At 64.6% G+C, this 16066-nt stretch carries 15 protein-coding genes; 11 read left to right on the top strand and 4 right to left on the bottom strand.

Going from position 1 to position 16066, the window contains the following annotated elements; genetic code table 11:
- Positions 1-10 precede the first annotated feature (10 nt).
- Positions 11-877, bottom strand: a complete 867-nt coding sequence (locus KLP42_RS00830; protein ID WP_215563908.1) for a 23S rRNA (adenine(2030)-N(6))-methyltransferase RlmJ — start codon at positions 875-877, stop codon at positions 11-13.
- Positions 878-963: 86 nt separating this feature from the next.
- Between KLP42_RS00830 and KLP42_RS00825 the strand changes: the two genes are divergently transcribed.
- The 7 genes from KLP42_RS00825 to KLP42_RS00795 all read left to right on the top strand — a co-directional run bounded on the left by KLP42_RS00825 (position 964) and on the right by KLP42_RS00795 (position 7048).
- A complete protein-coding gene (locus KLP42_RS00825; protein WP_215563906.1) occupies positions 964-3099 on the top strand; it encodes a molybdopterin-containing oxidoreductase family protein in 2136 nt (711 codons plus the stop codon).
- Positions 3096-3689: an NUDIX domain-containing protein gene (locus KLP42_RS00820; RefSeq protein WP_215563904.1), complete on the top strand. Its 594-nt coding sequence runs from the start codon at positions 3096-3098 to the stop codon at positions 3687-3689. The genes KLP42_RS00825 and KLP42_RS00820 overlap by 4 nt, the downstream gene beginning before the upstream one ends.
- A gap of 114 nt (positions 3690-3803) precedes the next feature.
- The gene (gene blh / locus KLP42_RS00815; protein ID WP_215563902.1) at positions 3804-5096 is read left to right on the top strand and encodes a bifunctional sulfur transferase/dioxygenase Blh; all 1293 of its coding nucleotides are present in this window, start codon (positions 3804-3806) and stop codon (positions 5094-5096) included.
- Positions 5090-5437 (top strand): sulfite-sensing transcriptional repressor BigR, encoded by a 348-nt coding sequence (gene bigR, locus KLP42_RS00810; protein ID WP_215563887.1) that lies wholly within the window; start codon positions 5090-5092, stop codon positions 5435-5437. Before blh ends, bigR begins: the two co-directional genes overlap by 7 nt.
- Positions 5434-5841, top strand: a complete 408-nt coding sequence (locus KLP42_RS00805; protein WP_215563885.1) for a YeeE/YedE family protein — start codon at positions 5434-5436, stop codon at positions 5839-5841. The genes bigR and KLP42_RS00805 overlap by 4 nt, the downstream gene beginning before the upstream one ends.
- Positions 5838-6272: a YeeE/YedE family protein gene (locus KLP42_RS00800; RefSeq protein WP_215563883.1), complete on the top strand. Its 435-nt coding sequence runs from the start codon at positions 5838-5840 to the stop codon at positions 6270-6272. The genes KLP42_RS00805 and KLP42_RS00800 overlap by 4 nt, the downstream gene beginning before the upstream one ends.
- Positions 6269-7048, top strand: a complete 780-nt coding sequence (locus KLP42_RS00795; protein WP_215563881.1) for a sulfite exporter TauE/SafE family protein — start codon at positions 6269-6271, stop codon at positions 7046-7048. The genes KLP42_RS00800 and KLP42_RS00795 overlap by 4 nt, the downstream gene beginning before the upstream one ends.
- Positions 7049-7078: 30 nt before the next feature.
- Here the strand turns inward: KLP42_RS00795 and purN are convergent, their stop codons facing one another.
- Entirely contained in the window at positions 7079-7735 is a 657-nt protein-coding gene (purN, locus tag KLP42_RS00790; RefSeq protein ID WP_215563880.1) for a phosphoribosylglycinamide formyltransferase, read from the bottom strand.
- Positions 7732-8805: a phosphoribosylformylglycinamidine cyclo-ligase gene (gene purM / locus KLP42_RS00785; protein ID WP_215563878.1), complete on the bottom strand. Its 1074-nt coding sequence runs from the start codon at positions 8803-8805 to the stop codon at positions 7732-7734. Before purM ends, purN begins: the two co-directional genes overlap by 4 nt.
- A 310-nt stretch (positions 8806-9115) precedes the next feature.
- On the opposite strand from purM, the gene KLP42_RS00780 reads away from it, so the two are divergent.
- From KLP42_RS00780 to ppx, 4 genes are all read left to right on the top strand, one after another.
- Positions 9116-10270, top strand: a complete 1155-nt coding sequence (locus KLP42_RS00780; protein ID WP_215563877.1) for an AI-2E family transporter — start codon at positions 9116-9118, stop codon at positions 10268-10270.
- Positions 10263-10973 (top strand): DnaA regulatory inactivator HdaA, encoded by a 711-nt coding sequence (gene hdaA, locus KLP42_RS00775; protein ID WP_215563875.1) that lies wholly within the window; start codon positions 10263-10265, stop codon positions 10971-10973. Before KLP42_RS00780 ends, hdaA begins: the two co-directional genes overlap by 8 nt.
- An 88-nt stretch (positions 10974-11061) precedes the next feature.
- Positions 11062-13251: an RNA degradosome polyphosphate kinase gene (locus tag KLP42_RS00770; RefSeq protein ID WP_215563873.1), complete on the top strand. Its 2190-nt coding sequence runs from the start codon at positions 11062-11064 to the stop codon at positions 13249-13251.
- Between the two features lie 6 nt (positions 13252-13257).
- Entirely contained in the window at positions 13258-14778 is a 1521-nt protein-coding gene (ppx, locus tag KLP42_RS00765) for an exopolyphosphatase (RefSeq protein ID WP_215563871.1), read from the top strand.
- Between the two features lie 12 nt (positions 14779-14790).
- Here the strand turns inward: ppx and KLP42_RS00760 are convergent, their stop codons facing one another.
- Positions 14791-15852 carry an adenylate/guanylate cyclase domain-containing protein gene (locus tag KLP42_RS00760; RefSeq protein WP_353844776.1) on the bottom strand — a complete coding sequence of 354 codons (1062 nt, stop codon included), beginning with the start codon at positions 15850-15852 and terminating at the stop codon, positions 14791-14793.
- Positions 15853-16066: the final 214 nt, after the last annotated feature.

Here is a 16066-nt window from a genome sequence, read left to right as displayed (position 1 = left end):
GTCAAGTCCGTCAGATCTCCTCGCGCTTCTCTTCGCCGCGCAGCCAGAAGGTGCGGGTTGAGGCAAACCGGTCCTGCGCCAGCACGTCCTTCAGCACCGGCAGCAGGCGATGCAGTTCGTCCTTCAGCGTGAAGGGCGGGTTGACGACGATGAGGCCGGAGCCGGAAAGGCCCGTGGCCTCGCGGTCGCCTTTGACCGAAAGCTCCGTGCACAGCGTCTTCGGAATGTCGAGCGCCTGCAGCGCCTCGTGGAATTCCTTGATCGGCGCCCCCTTCTTCAGCGGATACCACAGGCAATAGGTGCCGCCCGGAAAACGGCGCCAGGCGGTCGAGAGACCCTTCACCAGCCGTTCGTATTCGCCTTCCACCTCGAAGGGCGGATCGACCAGCACGATGCCGCGCTTCTCCTTCGGCGGCAGATGTGCGCCGAGCGACAGCCAGCCGTCGAGTTCGGTGACGCGCACCTGGAAATCGCCCTCGAACAGGCGGGCAAGTCTCGGATAATCCTCCGGATGCAGTTCCATGGCTGCCAGCCTGTCCTGCGGGCGAAACAGCATGCGCGAAAGTTTCGGCGAGCCGGGATAACGGGTGATGGCACCCGTCGGGTTCAGGTCGCGCACGGCATCCAGATAGGGTTTCAGGATCTCGGCCGCCTGCGGCTCCAGTTCGGCCTCCATCAGCCGGCCAATGCCGTCGCGCCATTCACCAGTCTTCTGCGCCTCTTCGGAGGAGAGATCGTAAAGGCCGATGCCGGCATGCGTGTCCAGCACCCGAAACGCCTTGTCCTTCTTCTGCATGTAGCGGATCAGCAGGCAGAGGACGGCGTGTTTCAGGACATCGGCGAAATTGCCGGCATGGTAGATGTGCCGATAGTTCATGACGGGGCCTTCTGGCTCTCTTGAATAGATTTGATGCATCGCAAAAGCGGCTTTCTGCGACGGCCTGCTTGTCCTATAGGAAAGGCATGAATCTTGCGACCCCGATCTCTGCGAAAAGTGCCGCCGGCGTGACTACCGGCCATACGGTCTGTCCGCATGACTGTCCCTCCGCCTGTGCCCTGGAGGTCGATCTGACCGCCGAGGGGCGCATCGGCCGGGTGCGCGGCGCCAATGCCAACACCTATACGGCGGGCGTCATCTGCGCCAAGGTGGCGCGCTATGCCGAACGTCTCTACCATCCCGACCGGCTGTTGACGCCGAAGCGCCGCAAGGGGGTAAAGGGCGAGGGCGCCTGGCAGGAGATCTCCTGGGAGGCGGCCCTCGACGAGATTGCAGAGGCTTTCGTGAAAGCCGAAGCCGCATCTGGTGCCGAGGCCATCTGGCCCTATTTCTACGCTGGCACCATGGGGCAGGTGCAACGCGATTCGATCGAGCGGCTGCGCCACGCCAAGCGCTATTCCGGCTTTTTCGGCTCCATCTGCACCAATATGGCCTGGACCGGTTATGTGATGGGCACGGGTGCGCTGCGTGGTCCCGATCCGCGCGAGATGGCGAAATCCGATTGCGTCGTCATCTGGGGCACCAATCCGGTCGCCACCCAGGTGAACGTGATGACGCATGCGGTGAAGGCGCGCAAGGAAAGGGGCGCGAAGATCGTCGTCGTCGATATCTATGACAGTCCGACGATGAAGCAGGCCGATATCAAGGTCATCCTGAAGCCCGGCACGGATGCGGCACTCGCCTGCGCGATCATGCACATCGCCTTCCGCGACGGCTATGCCGACCGCGCCTATATGGCAACGTTCGCCGATGATCCGGCAGGCCTCGAAGCGCATCTCAAAACGAAGACGCCGGAATGGGCCTCCGCCATCACCGGCCTCTCCGTCGAGGAGATCGAGACCTTCGCGCGGCTCGTCGGCACGACGAAAAAAACCTTCTTTCGTCTGGGCTATGGTTTTACCCGCCAGCGCAACGGCACGGTCGCCATGCATGCGGCACTCTCCATCGCCACGGTGCTCGGCTCCTGGCAATATGAAGGCGGCGGCGCCTTCCACAATAATGGCGAGATCTTCAAGCTCGACAAGCGCGAGCTGATGGGCACGGCCTACATGGATCCGGACGTGCGCATGCTCGACCAGTCTCAGATCGGTCGGGTCCTGACGGGGGATGCGGTGGCGCTGCGCCAGCGCGGGCCGGTGACGGCGCTTTTGATCCAGAACACCAATCCGATGAACATCGCGCCCGAACAGCGGCTGGTGCGCCAGGGCTTTGCCCGCGACGACCTGTTTGTCGCCGTGCATGAGCAGTTCATGACGGATACGGCCGAAATGGCCGATATCGTGCTGCCGGCCACCATGTTCGTCGAACATGATGATCTTTACCGCGCCGGCGGGCAGAACCACATCCTGCTCGGTCCGAAACTGGTCGAGCCACCCGAGACGGTGCGCACCAATCTCTTCGTGATCGAAGAACTGGCAAAACGCCTCGGCGTCGATCATTATCCGGGTTTCGGCCTCTCCGAGCGCGAGCATATCGACCGCATGCTCACGCCGAACGGCCTGCCGGGCTATGATCAGCTCTCCGTCGACAAGTGGATCGACTGTCAGCCCGCCTTCGAGGACGCGCATTACCTGAACGGTTTCGGTTATGCGGATGGGAAATTCCGCTTTCGGCCGGACTGGGAAAACGGCCCGTCGCCCAACAAGACGCCGGCAAGCATCGGCGCGCTGGGACCGCACGCGGAACTGCCGACCTTCCCGGATCAGGTGGATGTCATCGAACTGGCGGACGAGGAACACCCGTTCCGGCTGGCGACCTCGCCGGCGCGCAATTTCCTGAACTCGACCTTTGCCGAGACAAAGACCTCGCGCGACAAGGAAGGCCGGCCCGAGGTGATGATCCACCCGGAGGACGCCGCAGCGCTCGCGATCGAGGATGGTGCGGTGGTGCGTATCGGCAATCGACGCGGCGACCTGCGCATTCACGCCAAGGTGACGCCCGGTGCGCGGCGTGGTGTCCTGATCGCCGAGGGGCTCTGGCCGAACAAGGCGCATCTCGATGGCGAGGGCATCAATGTTCTGACCGGTGCCGATCCCGTGGCGCCCTATGGCGGGGCCGCCGTGCATGACAACCGGGTCTGGCTGAAGAAGGACGAGGCATGAGCGGCGGCAAGGACGCGACGATCCACATCGTCGAGAAGAAGCTTCTCTCGGACAACTGGTGCCATCTCTACAAGGTCAGCTTCGACTATAGCGGTGCCAATGGCGTGACCCATCGGCTGGAGCGCGAGGTCTATGATCGCGGAAATGGTGCCACCATCCTGCTCTACGATCCCGCCCGCGACGTGGTGGTGCTGGTGCGGCAGTTCCGCATTCCCGCCCATCTCAACGGTTATTCCGGCTGGCTGATCGAGACGCCGGCCGGCCTGCTGGATGGCGAACATCCGGAGGAAGCGATCCGCCGCGAGGCAATCGAGGAAACCGGCTATCAGGTGCGCGATGTCCGCTTCCTGTTCAAGTGCTTCATGTCGCCCGGCGCCGTTACGGAAGTCGTGCATTTCTTTGCAGCGATCATCGATACCAGCGACCGGGTTTCCGAAGGCGGCGGGCTGGACGAGGAGAACGAGGATATCGAGGTGCTGGAAGTGCCGCTTGCAAGCGCGCTTGGCATGATCGAGACCGGCGAAATCTGCGACGGCAAGACCATCATGCTGCTGCAGTGGGCTCAGTTGAACCGCGCTTCGCTGCGGTAAGCCGGTCGCGATTCCGCGTGCATCGAAAAAACTCCGCAGAACCATGTCAGGCCCCTTGCGGCCCTTCAATATACATTATATCTAAGTGTATATTGAAAGGCGAAGGAGCCCATCATGCAAAGCATTCGTATCAACGACCGTCTCAGCATTGCCGGCCAGCCGACGGCTGCCGATCTGGCCGAGGCCCGCCAGCAGGGTTTTGCCGTTGCCGTCAACCTGCGTCCGAACGGCGAGGACGGCGCGCCCGGCGATCGCGCCTCCCGCGATGCGGCCCGCGAGGCAGGCCTCGCCTACAGCTTCATCCCCGTGACCATGGAGACGCTGACGGAGGCGGATGTCGAGGCCTTCCGCGCGGCGCTTGCCGAAGCCAAGGGCCCCGTCTTTGCCTATTGCCGCAGCGGCGCCCGCGTTCTCGCGCTGCATGCCATCGGCGAAGTGCTCGAGGGCCGAATGACGATGGATGAGGTCGCCGCGCTCGGTGCCGCGCACGGGCTGGACATGAGCGGGGCTGTGGCCTGGCTGGAACGCCGCCACAACAGCCGGCCGCAGGTCAAGGGCTTCTTCGACCCGCGCACCTGGAGCGTGCAGTATGTCGTCGCCGATCCGGCGACGCGTCATTGCGCCATCATCGATCCGGTTCTGGATTATGACGAGAAGTCCGGCCAGACCTCCACCGCAAATGCCGACCGCATTCTCGCCTATGTGGCGGAGAAGGGGCTGACGGTCGAGTGGATCCTGGACACCCATCCCCATGCGGATCATTTCTCCGCTGCGCAGTATCTCAAGGAAAAGACCGGCGCACCGACCGCCATCGGCGACCATGTCGTTGATGTGCAGAAGCTGTGGAAGGGCATCTACAACTGGCCGGCACTGCAGACCGACGGCTCGCAATGGGACCGGCTGTTCGCCGAGGGGGATACCTTCAAGGTCGGCTCCATCGATGCGCGGGTGATGTTCTCGCCGGGCCATACGCTTGCCTCCATCACCTATGTCATCGGCGATGCGGCCTTCGTGCATGACACCATCTTCATGCCGGACAGCGGCACCGCTCGTGCCGATTTTCCGGGCGGCAGCGCTGAGGCGCTCTGGCAGTCGATCCAGGCGATCCTCGCCCTGCCGGAGGAGACGCGGCTGTTCACCGGTCACGACTATCAGCCCGGCGGGCGTCATCCGCGGTGGGAAAGCACGGTGGCCGAGCAGAAGCGCACGAACCCGCATCTTGCCGGAATTGCCGAGGCCGCCTTCGTGGATCTGCGTCAGGCACGCGATCGCACGCTGCCCATGCCGAAGCTGATCCTGCATGCGCTGCAGGTCAATGTGCGCGGCGGACGTCTGCCGGAACCGGAGGACAATGGCCGCCGCTATCTGAAGATCCCGCTGAACGCGCTGGAGGGGGCCGCATGGTAACCGAATTTCTCGACAGGAAGAGCGCGCTGGCCATGAGCCCGACGGCCATGGAAGCGCGCGCTTCGGAAGTGGCCGGGCACCTGAAGGTGCTCGCCCATCCGGTGCGCCTGATGCTCGTCTGCACGCTGGTGCAGGGCGAGTTTTCCGTCGGCGAGCTGGAAGACAAGCTCGACGTGCATCAGCCGACGCTTTCCCAGCAGCTGACCGTGCTGCGCGAGGCCGAAATCGTCGAAACCCGTCGTGAGGGCAAGCAGATCTTCTACCGCCTGACCGGAGCAAAGACGGCGCAGTTGATCGCCGCGCTGTTCGACATCTATTGCGCGGAGGACATGCCGCGATGAGCCAGTATCTCACTTCCTTTGCCGGCGGCCTGCTGATTGGCCTCTCCGCCATTCTCTACCTCATTCTCACCGGTCGCATTGCCGGCATCAGCGGCATTGTGGGGCGGTTGGCGGAAGGGGCGAATGCCGCGCTCAACGGCGCCTTCGTGATCGGCCTGCTGCTCGGGCCGCTCGTCTATCACCTGGCCTTCGGCGCGTGGCCAGCGGTGACGATCAGCGCCTCGCTGCCCGTGATCATCCTTGCCGGCCTGCTGGTCGGCATCGGTTCGCGCATGGGCTCCGGCTGCACCAGCGGCCACGGCGTGCTTGGCCTTGCCCGTTTCTCGCCGCGCTCGATGGTGGCCGTCGCCACCTTCCTGATCACCGGCATCGTCACCGTCACCCTGATGAGGGGAAGCCTATGACCACGTCCTTTCGTCCCGTTCTGGCAGCCCTTGGCTGCGGCACGCTGTTCGGCTTCGGCCTCTCCCTGTCCGGCATGCTTGATCCTGCCCGGGTCCAGGGCTTTCTCGACCTGTTCGGCGCCTGGGATCCCAGCCTGATCTTCGTGCTGGGCGGCGCCGTGCTGGTAGCGATCGCCGGCATGGTGCTGGTGCGCCGCATGGCGCATCCGGTGCTGGCCGATCAGTTCCAGATCCCCACCAATCGCCGCATCGACCGGCCTCTGGTGCTCGGTTCCGCCCTCTTCGGCATCGGCTGGGGTCTTGGCGGCTTCTGCCCCGGTCCCGCCATCTCCGCCTTGCCGCTCGGTTTCGGTGCCGGGCTGCTGTTCGTCGTCGCCATGGTGGCCGGAATGGTGGTCCATGACCGCATTCTGGCGGGGCGCGTGTCATGACCGCAAACCTGACTGCCGCGATCGGCTCGGGCGGGCTGGTGGGCTTCACGCTCGGTCTGCTGGGTGGCGGCGGCTCCATCCTCGCCACGCCGCTGCTGCTTTATGTCGTGGGCGTCACGCAGCCGCATGTGGCAATCGGCACCGGCGCGCTGGCGGTTGCCGTCAATGCCTTTGCCAATTTCGTCGGCCATGCGGTGAAAGGCCATGTCCGCTGGCGCTGCGGTCTGCTGTTTGCGGCTCTCGGCGTCGTCGGCGCCTTCGGTGGCTCAACCCTCGGCAAGGCGCTCGACGGCTCCAAGCTGCTGTTCTTCTTCGGGCTGGTGATGATTGCCGTCGGCGCGCTGATGCTGCGCAAACGACCGGTGGTTGAGGCTGCGCCCCGTCCCGTCGATGGCCGCATGTGCGCGATGACCGCCCTGATGGCGCTGATTGCCGGCGGGGCTTCCGGCTTCTTCGGCATCGGCGGCGGCTTTCTGATCGTGCCGGCGCTCATCTTCGCCACCGGAATGCCGATGATCAATGCGGTGGGCACCTCGCTGCTTGCGGTCACCACCTTCGGGCTTGCCACTGCCGTCAACTATTCGCTGTCCGGACTGGTGGACTGGGCGCTGGCGGCGGAATTCATCTTCGGTGGTGTCATCGGCGGCATTGTCGGCACGCTTGCCGCCACGCGGCTCTCGGCGCAGAAGAACACCCTGAACCGCATCTTTGCCGGCGTGATCTTCCTCGTTGCCTTTTACGTGATCTATCGCAGCCTCGGCGCGATGGCCGCGTGAACGCCAGCCGCGTCGCCGGCCGGCTGAAGCTCAGGCGCTGATCAGCCGGGCCTCGGCGCTCACCGTGCTGGCGGTGCGCTCCACCCTGCCTTCGGCCGTCATCCGCACCGTGCCCTCCGCCACGAGGCGAAGTGCCAGCGGATAGGTGCGATGCTCGACCGTCAGCACGCGGGCGGCCAGCGTATCGGCGGTGTCGTCGGCCATCACCGGCACCACGGACTGGGCGATGCAGGGGCCTTCATCCATGCCTTCGGTGACGAAATGCACCGTGCAGCCGGTCACCCGCACGCCGGCCTCCAGCGCGCGCTGGTGGGTGTGCAGGCCGGGAAACAGCGGCAGCAGCGAGGGATGAATGTTGAGGATGCGCCCGTCATAGGGGCGGATGAAAGCCGCCGACAGAAGCCGCATGTAGCCCGCGAGGCAGACGAGATCGGGCTTCAGTTCGGCAAGTGCCGCCAGAACCGCCGCCTCGTGATCGGCCTTGCTGGAAAAATCCCTGCGCTCGAAGGCGAAGGTGGCGATGCCGCGGGCTTGCGCTTTTGCAAGCCCGCCGGCCGAGGCCTTGTCCGCGATGACACCGACGATCTCGGCCGGGAAATCCGGTGCGGCGCAGGCATCGGCCAGCGCCACCATGTTCGAGCCGCTGCCCGAGATCAGCACGACGACGCGCTTCTTCTCCATGTTCATAGACCGAGCGTGCCCTGGTAGACGGTGCCGGCGCCGCCCTCGGGGCGCGCGACAATGCGGCCGAGCGGCACGACGACCTCGCCTTCGGCCGCCAGAACCTCGGTCACGGCCGCGACATTCTCCGCCGAGACCACGGCAATCATGCCGACGCCGCAGTTGAAGGTGCGCAGCATTTCATTGGCCGCCACGCCGCCGGTCGCGGCAAGCCAGGAGAAAACGGGCGGAACGGGAATGCTGTCGAGATCGATTTCGGCTGCCAGATTGTCCGGCAGCACGCGCGGAATATTGTCCGGGAAACCGCCGCCGGTGATGTGGGCGAGCGCCTTGATGCCGGCCGTCTCGCGGATCGCCTTCAGAAGCGGCTTCACATAGATGCGCGTCGGCGTCAGCAGCGCTTCGCCCAGCGTCTTGCCATCGGCGAAGGGGGCAGGGGCATCCCAGGCAAGGCCGGAGAGCGACACGATCTTGCGCACCAGCGAGAAGCCGTTCGAATGCACGCCCGACGAGGCGAGGCCGAGAATGATGTCGCCTTCCATCAGGTCGCCGGAGGGCAGCAGCTGACCGCGCTCGGCGGCGCCGACCGCAAAGCCTGCAAGGTCGTAGTCGCCGTCGCGGTACATGCCAGGCATTTCGGCGGTCTCGCCGCCGATCAGCGCACAGCCGGCCTGGCGGCAGCCATCGGCAATGCCGAGCACGATGGCCGCACCCTGTTCCGGATCAAGCTTGCCGGTCGCGAAATAGTCGAGGAAGAACAAGGGCTCGGCGCCCTGCACCACGAGATCGTTGACGCACATGGCGACAAGGTCGATGCCGACGGTGTCGTGCCGGTTGGCGTCGATGGCGATCTTGAGTTTCGTGCCGACGCCGTCATTGGCGGCCACCAGAACCGGATCGGTGAAGCCGGCGGCCTTGAGATCGAACAGGCCGCCGAAGCCGCCGATCTCGCCATCGGCGCCGGGGCGGCGGGTGGAGCGTACGGCCGGCTTGATCTTCTCCACCATCAGGTTGCCCGCGTCGATGTCGACGCCCGCATCGCTGTAGGTGAGACCGTTCTTGCCTGCGTTGCTCATCGCCCGTCTCCGCTCGTGTGCGGCAGGTGTCGCGGTCGCATGCGTCGCGAGAGGAACCTGCGCCCTGATAAAAAAGGAACAGGCCGCCCGCTCCGGGTTGCAAGGCCGGCCAAGACCGGCAACGGAACGGGATTGCCTGGAGACGGTCGCCATTGCACGAGACGGCGCGATATGCAAGCGCCAGACGCCCGCAAGCCCTGTTTTCCCAGCTGTTCAAGCCGCCGATTGTGCATTGCGTCGACAGCCTTGACCTTGCAACGGGCGGCAGCCTATCCCATGTCCTCGGAAGTGGCGCCAGAGGACGTGAGCAATGGCCTATCATATCAGTGGTGCGAGCCTGAGACGTTACGTGCTGTTCTGGTTCGGCGCGCTTTTCGTCTTCATCCTTTTCCTGCTGGCCTTCCGCACCATTCTGCTGCCCTTCGTGGCCGGCATGGCGCTGGCCTATTTCCTCGATCCGGTCGCCGACTGGCTGGAGCGGCGCGGCCTGTCGCGGCTGATGGCGACCGTGATGATCCTCATCGGCTTCGTTTTGATGTTCGCCATCGCGCTGATGGTGGTCATCCCGCTGATTGTCAGCCAGTTCAACGATTTCGCCAAGACCGTTCCGGGCTATGTCACCCAGCTGCAGCAGGTGATCGCCAGCCCGGAGAACTCCTTCCTGCCGAACTGGATGGTGACGCAGATCCAGAACGCCAAGCAGAACTTCTCCAGCCTGATGTCGGAGGGGGCAGGTTTCCTGGGCGGCCTGCTCAGCCAGATCTGGAATTCCGGCAAGGCGATCGTCGATGTCATCTCGCTGCTGATCGTCACCCCGGTCGTCGCCTTCTACATCCTGCTCGACTGGGACCGCATGGTCGCCAAGGTCGACAGCTGGATCCCGCGCGATCAGGTCACGACCATCCGCCAGCTGGCGCGGGAGATGGATCAGGCGGTCTCCGGCTTCATCCGCGGCCAGGGTTCGCTCTGCCTCATCCTCGGCATCTTCTATGCGGTGGGCCTTTCGGTCGTGGGGCTGAACTTCGGGCTGCTGATCGGCTTCGTCGCCGGCATGATCAGCTTCATCCCGTATATCGGCTCGCTGGTCGGGCTCATCCTGTCCGTCGGGGTGGCGCTGATGCAGTTCTGGCCGGACTATCCGTGGATCATCGCCGTCATGTGCGTGTTCTTTGCCGGGCAGTTCATCGAGGGCAACATCCTGCAGCCGAAGCTCGTCGGCTCCAGCGTCGGGCTGCACCCGGTCTGGCTGATGTTCGCGCTGCTCGCCTTCGGCACCATGTTCGGCTTTGTCGGGCTGCTGATCGCGGTTCCGGCTGCCGCCGTGGTCGGCGTGCTTGTCCGCTTCGCCCTCACGCGGTATCTTCAAAGCGATATCTATTTCGGCCACTCGGCCGCGCTGCCCTGGGACGACAGGAGTGGCGTGGAAGCCAGGGCCCTTGAAACGCCTCCGAACGACAATGACTGAGACGCTCGACAAACAGAAGCGTCAGCGCGCGGAACAGTTGCCGCTGGCGCTGACCCATGATGCCGCGACCGGTCGCGACGACCTTCTCGTCGCGCCGCCCGTCAGCGCGGCCGTAGCCATGATCGATGCCTGGCCTCACTGGCCGGCGCCCGTGGTGATCCTCACCGGACCCGCCGGCTGCGGCAAGTCGCATCTCGCCAGCATCTGGCGCGAGCGCACCGGCGCGGCCGACATCCATCCGCTTTCCGGCAGCGATGCGGCGATGGTCGCGACCCGCGGCCCGGTGCTTTTCGAGGATGCGGACCGGCGCGGCTTTGACGAGAACACGCTGTTCCACGTCATCAACAGCGTGCGCCAGCATCAGACGACGCTGCTGATCACGGCCAGGCTCTGGCCGATGTCCTGGCCGGTCAGCCTGCCCGATCTGCGCTCGCGCCTGAAGGCGGCGACGGTGGTGGATATCGGCGAGCCGGACGAGGACCTGCTGGGGCAGGTGATCATCAAGCTCTTCGCCGACCGGCAGCTGCATATCGACGACCGGATCGTCGCCTATATCGTTGCCCGCATGGAGCGGTCGATGGAGGCGGCGCAGGGCGTGGTCGATCGTCTCGACCGGCTGGCGCTGGCGCGCGGCACGCGCATCACCCGCACGCTGGCCGCCGAAGTGCTGGAAAGCCTCGCCGGCCAGAGCGGCGCTGATTGACTGTCATCGCCGCGTCGTTGAAAAGGAATAGGGGCGAGAGCGCGGTCGGCGCACCGCCTGACCGGCAGGCAAGGACAGAGGAAGCGACATGGACCAGATTTCCGAAAGCAGGGAAACCTTCCCGGAGATGACGGCGGAAGCCTCCGACCTGCTGGCAAGCCCGGATCGCTTCATCAACCGGGAATTCTCCTGGCTCCAGTTCAATCGCCGTGTCCTGGAGGAGACGCTGAACACCGCGCATCCGCTGCTGGAGCGCGTGCGCTTCCTGTCGATCTCGGCGGCGAATCTCGACGAATTCTTCATGGTGCGTGTCGCCGGCCTCGAAGGCCAGGTGCGCCAGAGCATCGTGGTGCGCAGCCCCGACGGCAAGACGCCGGCCGAGCAGCTCGACGACATCCTCAAGGAAATCGACAACCTGCAGATGGAGCAGCAGGCCTCGCTTGCCGTGCTGCAGCAGTATCTCGCCAAGGAAGACATCCTGATCGTGCGGCCGGCGGCGCTTTCGCCGGAGGACCGCAACTGGCTCGCCAGCGATTTCGAGGACAATCTCTTCCCGATCCTGACGCCGCTTTCCATCGATCCGGCGCATCCATTCCCCTTCATTCCCAATCTCGGTTTCTCAATGGGCCTGCAGCTCGACAGCAAGAGCGGTCGCGAGCCGATGACCGGCCTGCTGCGCCTGCCGCCGACGCTCGACCGCTTCATCCGCCTGCCGGACGAGGGGCAGACGATCCGCTACATCACGCTGGAAGACGTGGTGTCGATGTTCATCGACCGCCTTTTCCCCGGTTACGAGGTCAAGGGCGCCGGCACCTTCCGCATCATCCGCGACAGCGATATCGAAGTGGAGGAAGAGGCCGAGGATCTGGTGCGCTTCTTCGAGACGGCACTGAAGCGGCGGCGCCGCGGCAAGGTCATCCGTATCGAGACCGATTCCGAAATGCCGGCTTCGCTGCGCCAGTTCGTGGTGCAGGAGCTCGGCGTGCCGGACAACCGCGTCGCGGTTCTGCCGGGTCTTCTGGCGCTCAACACCCTGTCGGAAATCACCAAGGCCCCGCGCGATGACCTGCGTTTCGAGCCTTACAATGCCCGATTTCCGGAGCGCGTTCGCGAACATGCTGGCGATTGCCTTGCGGCCATCCGCGAAAAGGACATGGTGGTTCACCACCCCTATGAGAGCTTTGACGTCGTGGTGCAGTTCCTGCTCCAGGCGGCGCGCGATCCGGATGTTCTGGCGATCAAGCAGACGCTCTACCGCACCTCGAACGACAGCCCGATCGTCCGGGCGCTGATCGATGCGGCCGAAATGGGCAAGTCGGTCACCGCGCTGGTCGAGCTGAAGGCCCGGTTCGACGAGGAGGCCAACATCCGCTGGGCACGCGACTTGGAGCGCGCCGGCGTGCAGGTGGTGTTCGGCTTCATCGAGTTGAAGACGCATGCCAAGATGTCGATGGTGGTGCGTCGCGAGGACGGCAAGCTGCGTACCTACTGCCACCTCGGCACGGGCAACTATCACCCGGTCACCGCCAAGATCTATACGGACCTGTCCTTCTTCACCTGCAACCCCAAGATCGCCCATGACATGGCGAACGTGTTCAACTTCATCACCGGCTATGGCGAGCCGGAAGAGAGCATGAAGCTGGCCGTGTCGCCCTATACGCTGCGCCCGCGCATCCTCAAGCACATCGCCGAGGAGATCGAGCATGCGAAGGCCGGCCGCCCGGCCGGCATCTGGATGAAGATGAACTCGCTGGTCGATCCGGAGATCATCGACGCGCTCTACAGGGCAAGCGGGGCGGGCGTGGACGTGGACCTGGTGGTGCGCGGCATCTGCTGCCTCAGGCCGCAGGTGCCCGGCCTTTCCGACAATATCCGCGTCAAGTCGATCGTCGGACGTTTCCTCGAACACAGCCGGATCTTCTGCTTCGGCAACGGCCACGGACTGCCCTCCGACAAGGCGCTGGTCTATATCGGCTCGGCGGACATGATGCCGCGCAATCTCGACCGCCGCGTCGAGACGCTGGTTCCGCTGCTCAATCCCACCGTGCACGAGCAGGTATTGTCGCAGATCATGCTGGGCAACCTGATTGACAACCAGCAGAGCTACGAGATATTGCCCGACGGTACGTCGCGCCGCATGGAAGTCCGTCAGGGCGAGGAACCGTTCAACGCGCAGCAGTATTTCATGACCAATCCGAGCCTTTCGGGGCGCGGGGAAGCCTTGAAGTCGAGTGCGCCGAAACTCATCGCTGGATTGATTTCCGGCCGCAAGAAATAGTGACGAATGGTACGATCTGAAGCCCAGGGGCGTCTCCCCGGAAGCGCTCCCGTTTCCGTTGTCGATATCGGCTCCAACTCGGTGCGCGTGGTGATCTATGAGGATCTGTCCCGCTCGCCGACCATCCTGTTCAACGAGAAGGTGCTGTGCGGTCTGGGCAAGGGCCTGGGCTCCAGCGGTCGCATGGACGAGGAAGCGGTCAACCGGGCGCTCGCCGCCCTTCGCCGCTTTCGCGCGCTCTCCGACCAGGCGCGGGCCACCCGGCTCTTCGCGCTGGCGACGGCTGCGGCTCGCGAGGCCTCCAACGGGCCTGCCTTCATCGAGGAGGCGGAGCGCATCCTCGGCCAGCAGATCCAGGTACTGTCCGGCGAGCAGGAGGCCTATTACTCGGCACTCGGCGTCATCAGCGGCTTCAACGATGTGGATGGCATTGCCGGTGATCTCGGCGGCGGATCGCTGGAACTGATCGACATCAAGGGCAGCAGTTTCGGCAAGGGCATCACCCTGCCGCTCGGCGGGCTTCGCCTGTCCGAAGCCTCCGGCAATTCGCTGCAGAAGGCCCGCAGCCTCGCGCGCAACGAGGTGCGCAACGCGAAATTCCTTGCCAAGGGCGAGGGGCGCACCTTCTACGCCGTCGGCGGCACCTGGCGCAACATCGCCAAGCTGCACATGGAAATCACCCGCTATCCGCTGCACATGATGCAGGGCTACGAACTGCAGCTGAACGAAATGCAGAATTTCCTCGACCAGGTGGTGCTGTCGAAGGATTCCAAGGATCCGGCCTGGCAGTCGGTTTCCAAGAACCGCCGGGCGCTTCTGCCCTTCGGCGCGGTTGCCATGCAGGAGGTGCTGTCGGTCATGAAGCCGGCCCGCGTGGTGTTTTCCGCGCAAGGGGTGCGCGAGGGCTTCCTGTTCTCGCAGCTTCCCGATGACGAGCAGCAGAAGGATCCGCTGCTTCTGGCGGCCGATCAGCTGGCTATCCTGCGGGCGCGCTCGCCGGAACATGCGCGCGAACTGGCCGACTGGACCGGCCGCATGGTGCCGATGTTCGGCATCGAGGAGACGGAAGAGGAAGGCCGCTATCGTCGTGCAGCCTGTCTGCTGGCCGATATCAGCTGGCGTGCCCATCCGGATTATCGCGGGCTGCAGGCGCTGAACCTGATCGCCCATTCCTCGCTGGTCGGTATCACCCATCCCGGCCGCGCCTATCTGGCGCTTGCCAATTACTACCGCTTCGAGGGCCTGCATGACGACGGGGCAACCGGGCCGCTGTCGCAGATCGCAACGCCCAGGCTTCTGTCGCTCGCCAAGCTGCTCGGCGGGTTGCTGCGCGTCGTCTATCTGTTCTCGGCCTCGATGCCGGGCGTGGTGGACCACCTGTATTTCCGACGCTCCGAGAGTCCCGATCTCGACCTCGATCTGGTCGTGCCGCATGAATATATCGACTTTGCCGGCGAACGTCTGGACGGGCGCCTGCAGCAGCTCGCGAAGCTGACCGGCCGGCGCATCGCCTTCGTCTTCGAATAGGGGCGGGACCGTTCAGGAGGCGCGGGGCAGGGCGGGCGGCCGGCAGTCGCTGTCCGAGCGCGTCAGCGCATGAACGACGAGGGGTTCGTTGCGGCCCTTCAACAGGTGTGCCCCTTGCGAGCAGGCGACGATGCCGTCAGGCAGCCTCAGCCGTTCCAGCAGATCGTCCGAGATCAGCACCGGCTGCCCAAGGCTCTTGCACAGGGTCTCGATGCGCCCCGTCGTGTTCACCACATCGCCGAAGTAGGTGATCTTGTGATGAAAGACGCCGATTTCGGCGGTGACCACCGCACCGCCATGCAGCGCGGCTGAAAGCTGCGGAACCCGGCCGAAATGCGTCTGCCACCAGTCCGCATGGGCGTTGATGTCGTCGAGAATGTCGTAGAGGCAGCGCACGCAGCGCGCCTGCTGCAACCCCTCCTGCATCGGCCAGGTGATGATCGCGCAGTCGCCGACATAGTCGTCGATCTCGCCCATGTTCTTGCGCACGTGACCGGCAAAATCGGCAAAGATCTCGCCGAGGAATTCCTGGGCGCGCAGGTCGCCGAATTCGCGGGCATAGGCCGTCGAGCCGACCAGATCGATGAACAGGAAGATGCGTTCCTCCTGGATCGGCGTGCGGTAGCGACCGGTGACGAGACTGCGGAACACCTGCCGGCCCAGCAGCTGGCGCACCCGCAGGATGGTCAACCCGCCGAGGAAGAAGATCAGCGTATAGGCGAAGGCGGGCGGCCGGATCAGCAGCACCTGCTTCCAGTGCGCATCCAGCAGCCCGGTCGTCTTCATCACGATGCCGGCGGCGGCAAAGCCCATGCCCGACAGAACGAAATAGATGCCGAGACTCGACAGGAAGAAGGCCGGTGTCGAAAAGCGCCGGATGCGCTGCAGCAGCGAAGGCATCAGCAGCCCGCTTTCGAAGACGATCAGCGGCATGCTGCAGGCGAGCGCATAGATCGATCCGACATAGAGCGCGCCCTCCACGTTGAAGATCAGCATGAACAGCATGCCGGTCAGCGCGATGAAGCTCACCATCATCGCCAGGCGAAGGCCGGAGAACACGGCTCTCGCGCTCACGATGGTGCTTCTCTCCTTGGCCATGATCCCTCGGTCACGCGTGGCAGCAATCGGATGGGGCGATCCGCGGTCCGCCCCGGCGGCGCACAATACGAGCTTTGCGGCGCGGCGCAACTGCGGCAATTTGTGGAGGAGCGGCAGGATCGCTGCGGCAGCTGCAGCGTTGTAGCCGGATAAGGCTTCGGCACCGCCCGTGACTGGACCGACCGGCTGC

The sequence above is a fragment of the Rhizobium sp. CSW-27 genome (assembly GCF_018760785.1).
Lineage (GTDB): Bacteria > Pseudomonadota > Alphaproteobacteria > Rhizobiales > Rhizobiaceae > Neorhizobium.
This window is presented reverse-complemented; position numbering and strand designations above follow the sequence as displayed.

Excerpts from the sequence above, each read along its gene's own strand:
- KLP42_RS00780 (WP_215563877.1), top strand. The coding sequence starts at position 9,116 with ATGGCCTATCATATCAGTGGTGCGAGCCTGAGACGTTACGTGCTGTTC.
- KLP42_RS00830 (WP_215563908.1), bottom strand. The coding sequence starts at position 877 with ATGAACTATCGGCACATCTACCATGCCGGCAATTTCGCCGATGTCCTG.
- bigR (WP_215563887.1), top strand. The coding sequence starts at position 5,090 with ATGGTAACCGAATTTCTCGACAGGAAGAGCGCGCTGGCCATGAGCCCG.
- KLP42_RS00800 (WP_215563883.1), top strand. The coding sequence starts at position 5,838 with ATGACCACGTCCTTTCGTCCCGTTCTGGCAGCCCTTGGCTGCGGCACG.
- KLP42_RS00825 (WP_215563906.1), top strand. The coding sequence starts at position 964 with ATGAATCTTGCGACCCCGATCTCTGCGAAAAGTGCCGCCGGCGTGACT.
- blh (WP_215563902.1), top strand. The coding sequence starts at position 3,804 with ATGCAAAGCATTCGTATCAACGACCGTCTCAGCATTGCCGGCCAGCCG.
- KLP42_RS00805 (WP_215563885.1), top strand. The coding sequence starts at position 5,434 with ATGAGCCAGTATCTCACTTCCTTTGCCGGCGGCCTGCTGATTGGCCTC.
- KLP42_RS00770 (WP_215563873.1), top strand. The coding sequence starts at position 11,062 with ATGGACCAGATTTCCGAAAGCAGGGAAACCTTCCCGGAGATGACGGCG.
- ppx (WP_215563871.1), top strand. The coding sequence starts at position 13,258 with ATGGTACGATCTGAAGCCCAGGGGCGTCTCCCCGGAAGCGCTCCCGTT.
- purN (WP_215563880.1), bottom strand. The coding sequence starts at position 7,735 with ATGAACATGGAGAAGAAGCGCGTCGTCGTGCTGATCTCGGGCAGCGGC.
- KLP42_RS00795 (WP_215563881.1), top strand. The coding sequence starts at position 6,269 with ATGACCGCAAACCTGACTGCCGCGATCGGCTCGGGCGGGCTGGTGGGC.
- hdaA (WP_215563875.1), top strand. The coding sequence starts at position 10,263 with ATGACTGAGACGCTCGACAAACAGAAGCGTCAGCGCGCGGAACAGTTG.
- KLP42_RS00820 (WP_215563904.1), top strand. The coding sequence starts at position 3,096 with ATGAGCGGCGGCAAGGACGCGACGATCCACATCGTCGAGAAGAAGCTT.
- purM (WP_215563878.1), bottom strand. The coding sequence starts at position 8,805 with ATGAGCAACGCAGGCAAGAACGGTCTCACCTACAGCGATGCGGGCGTC.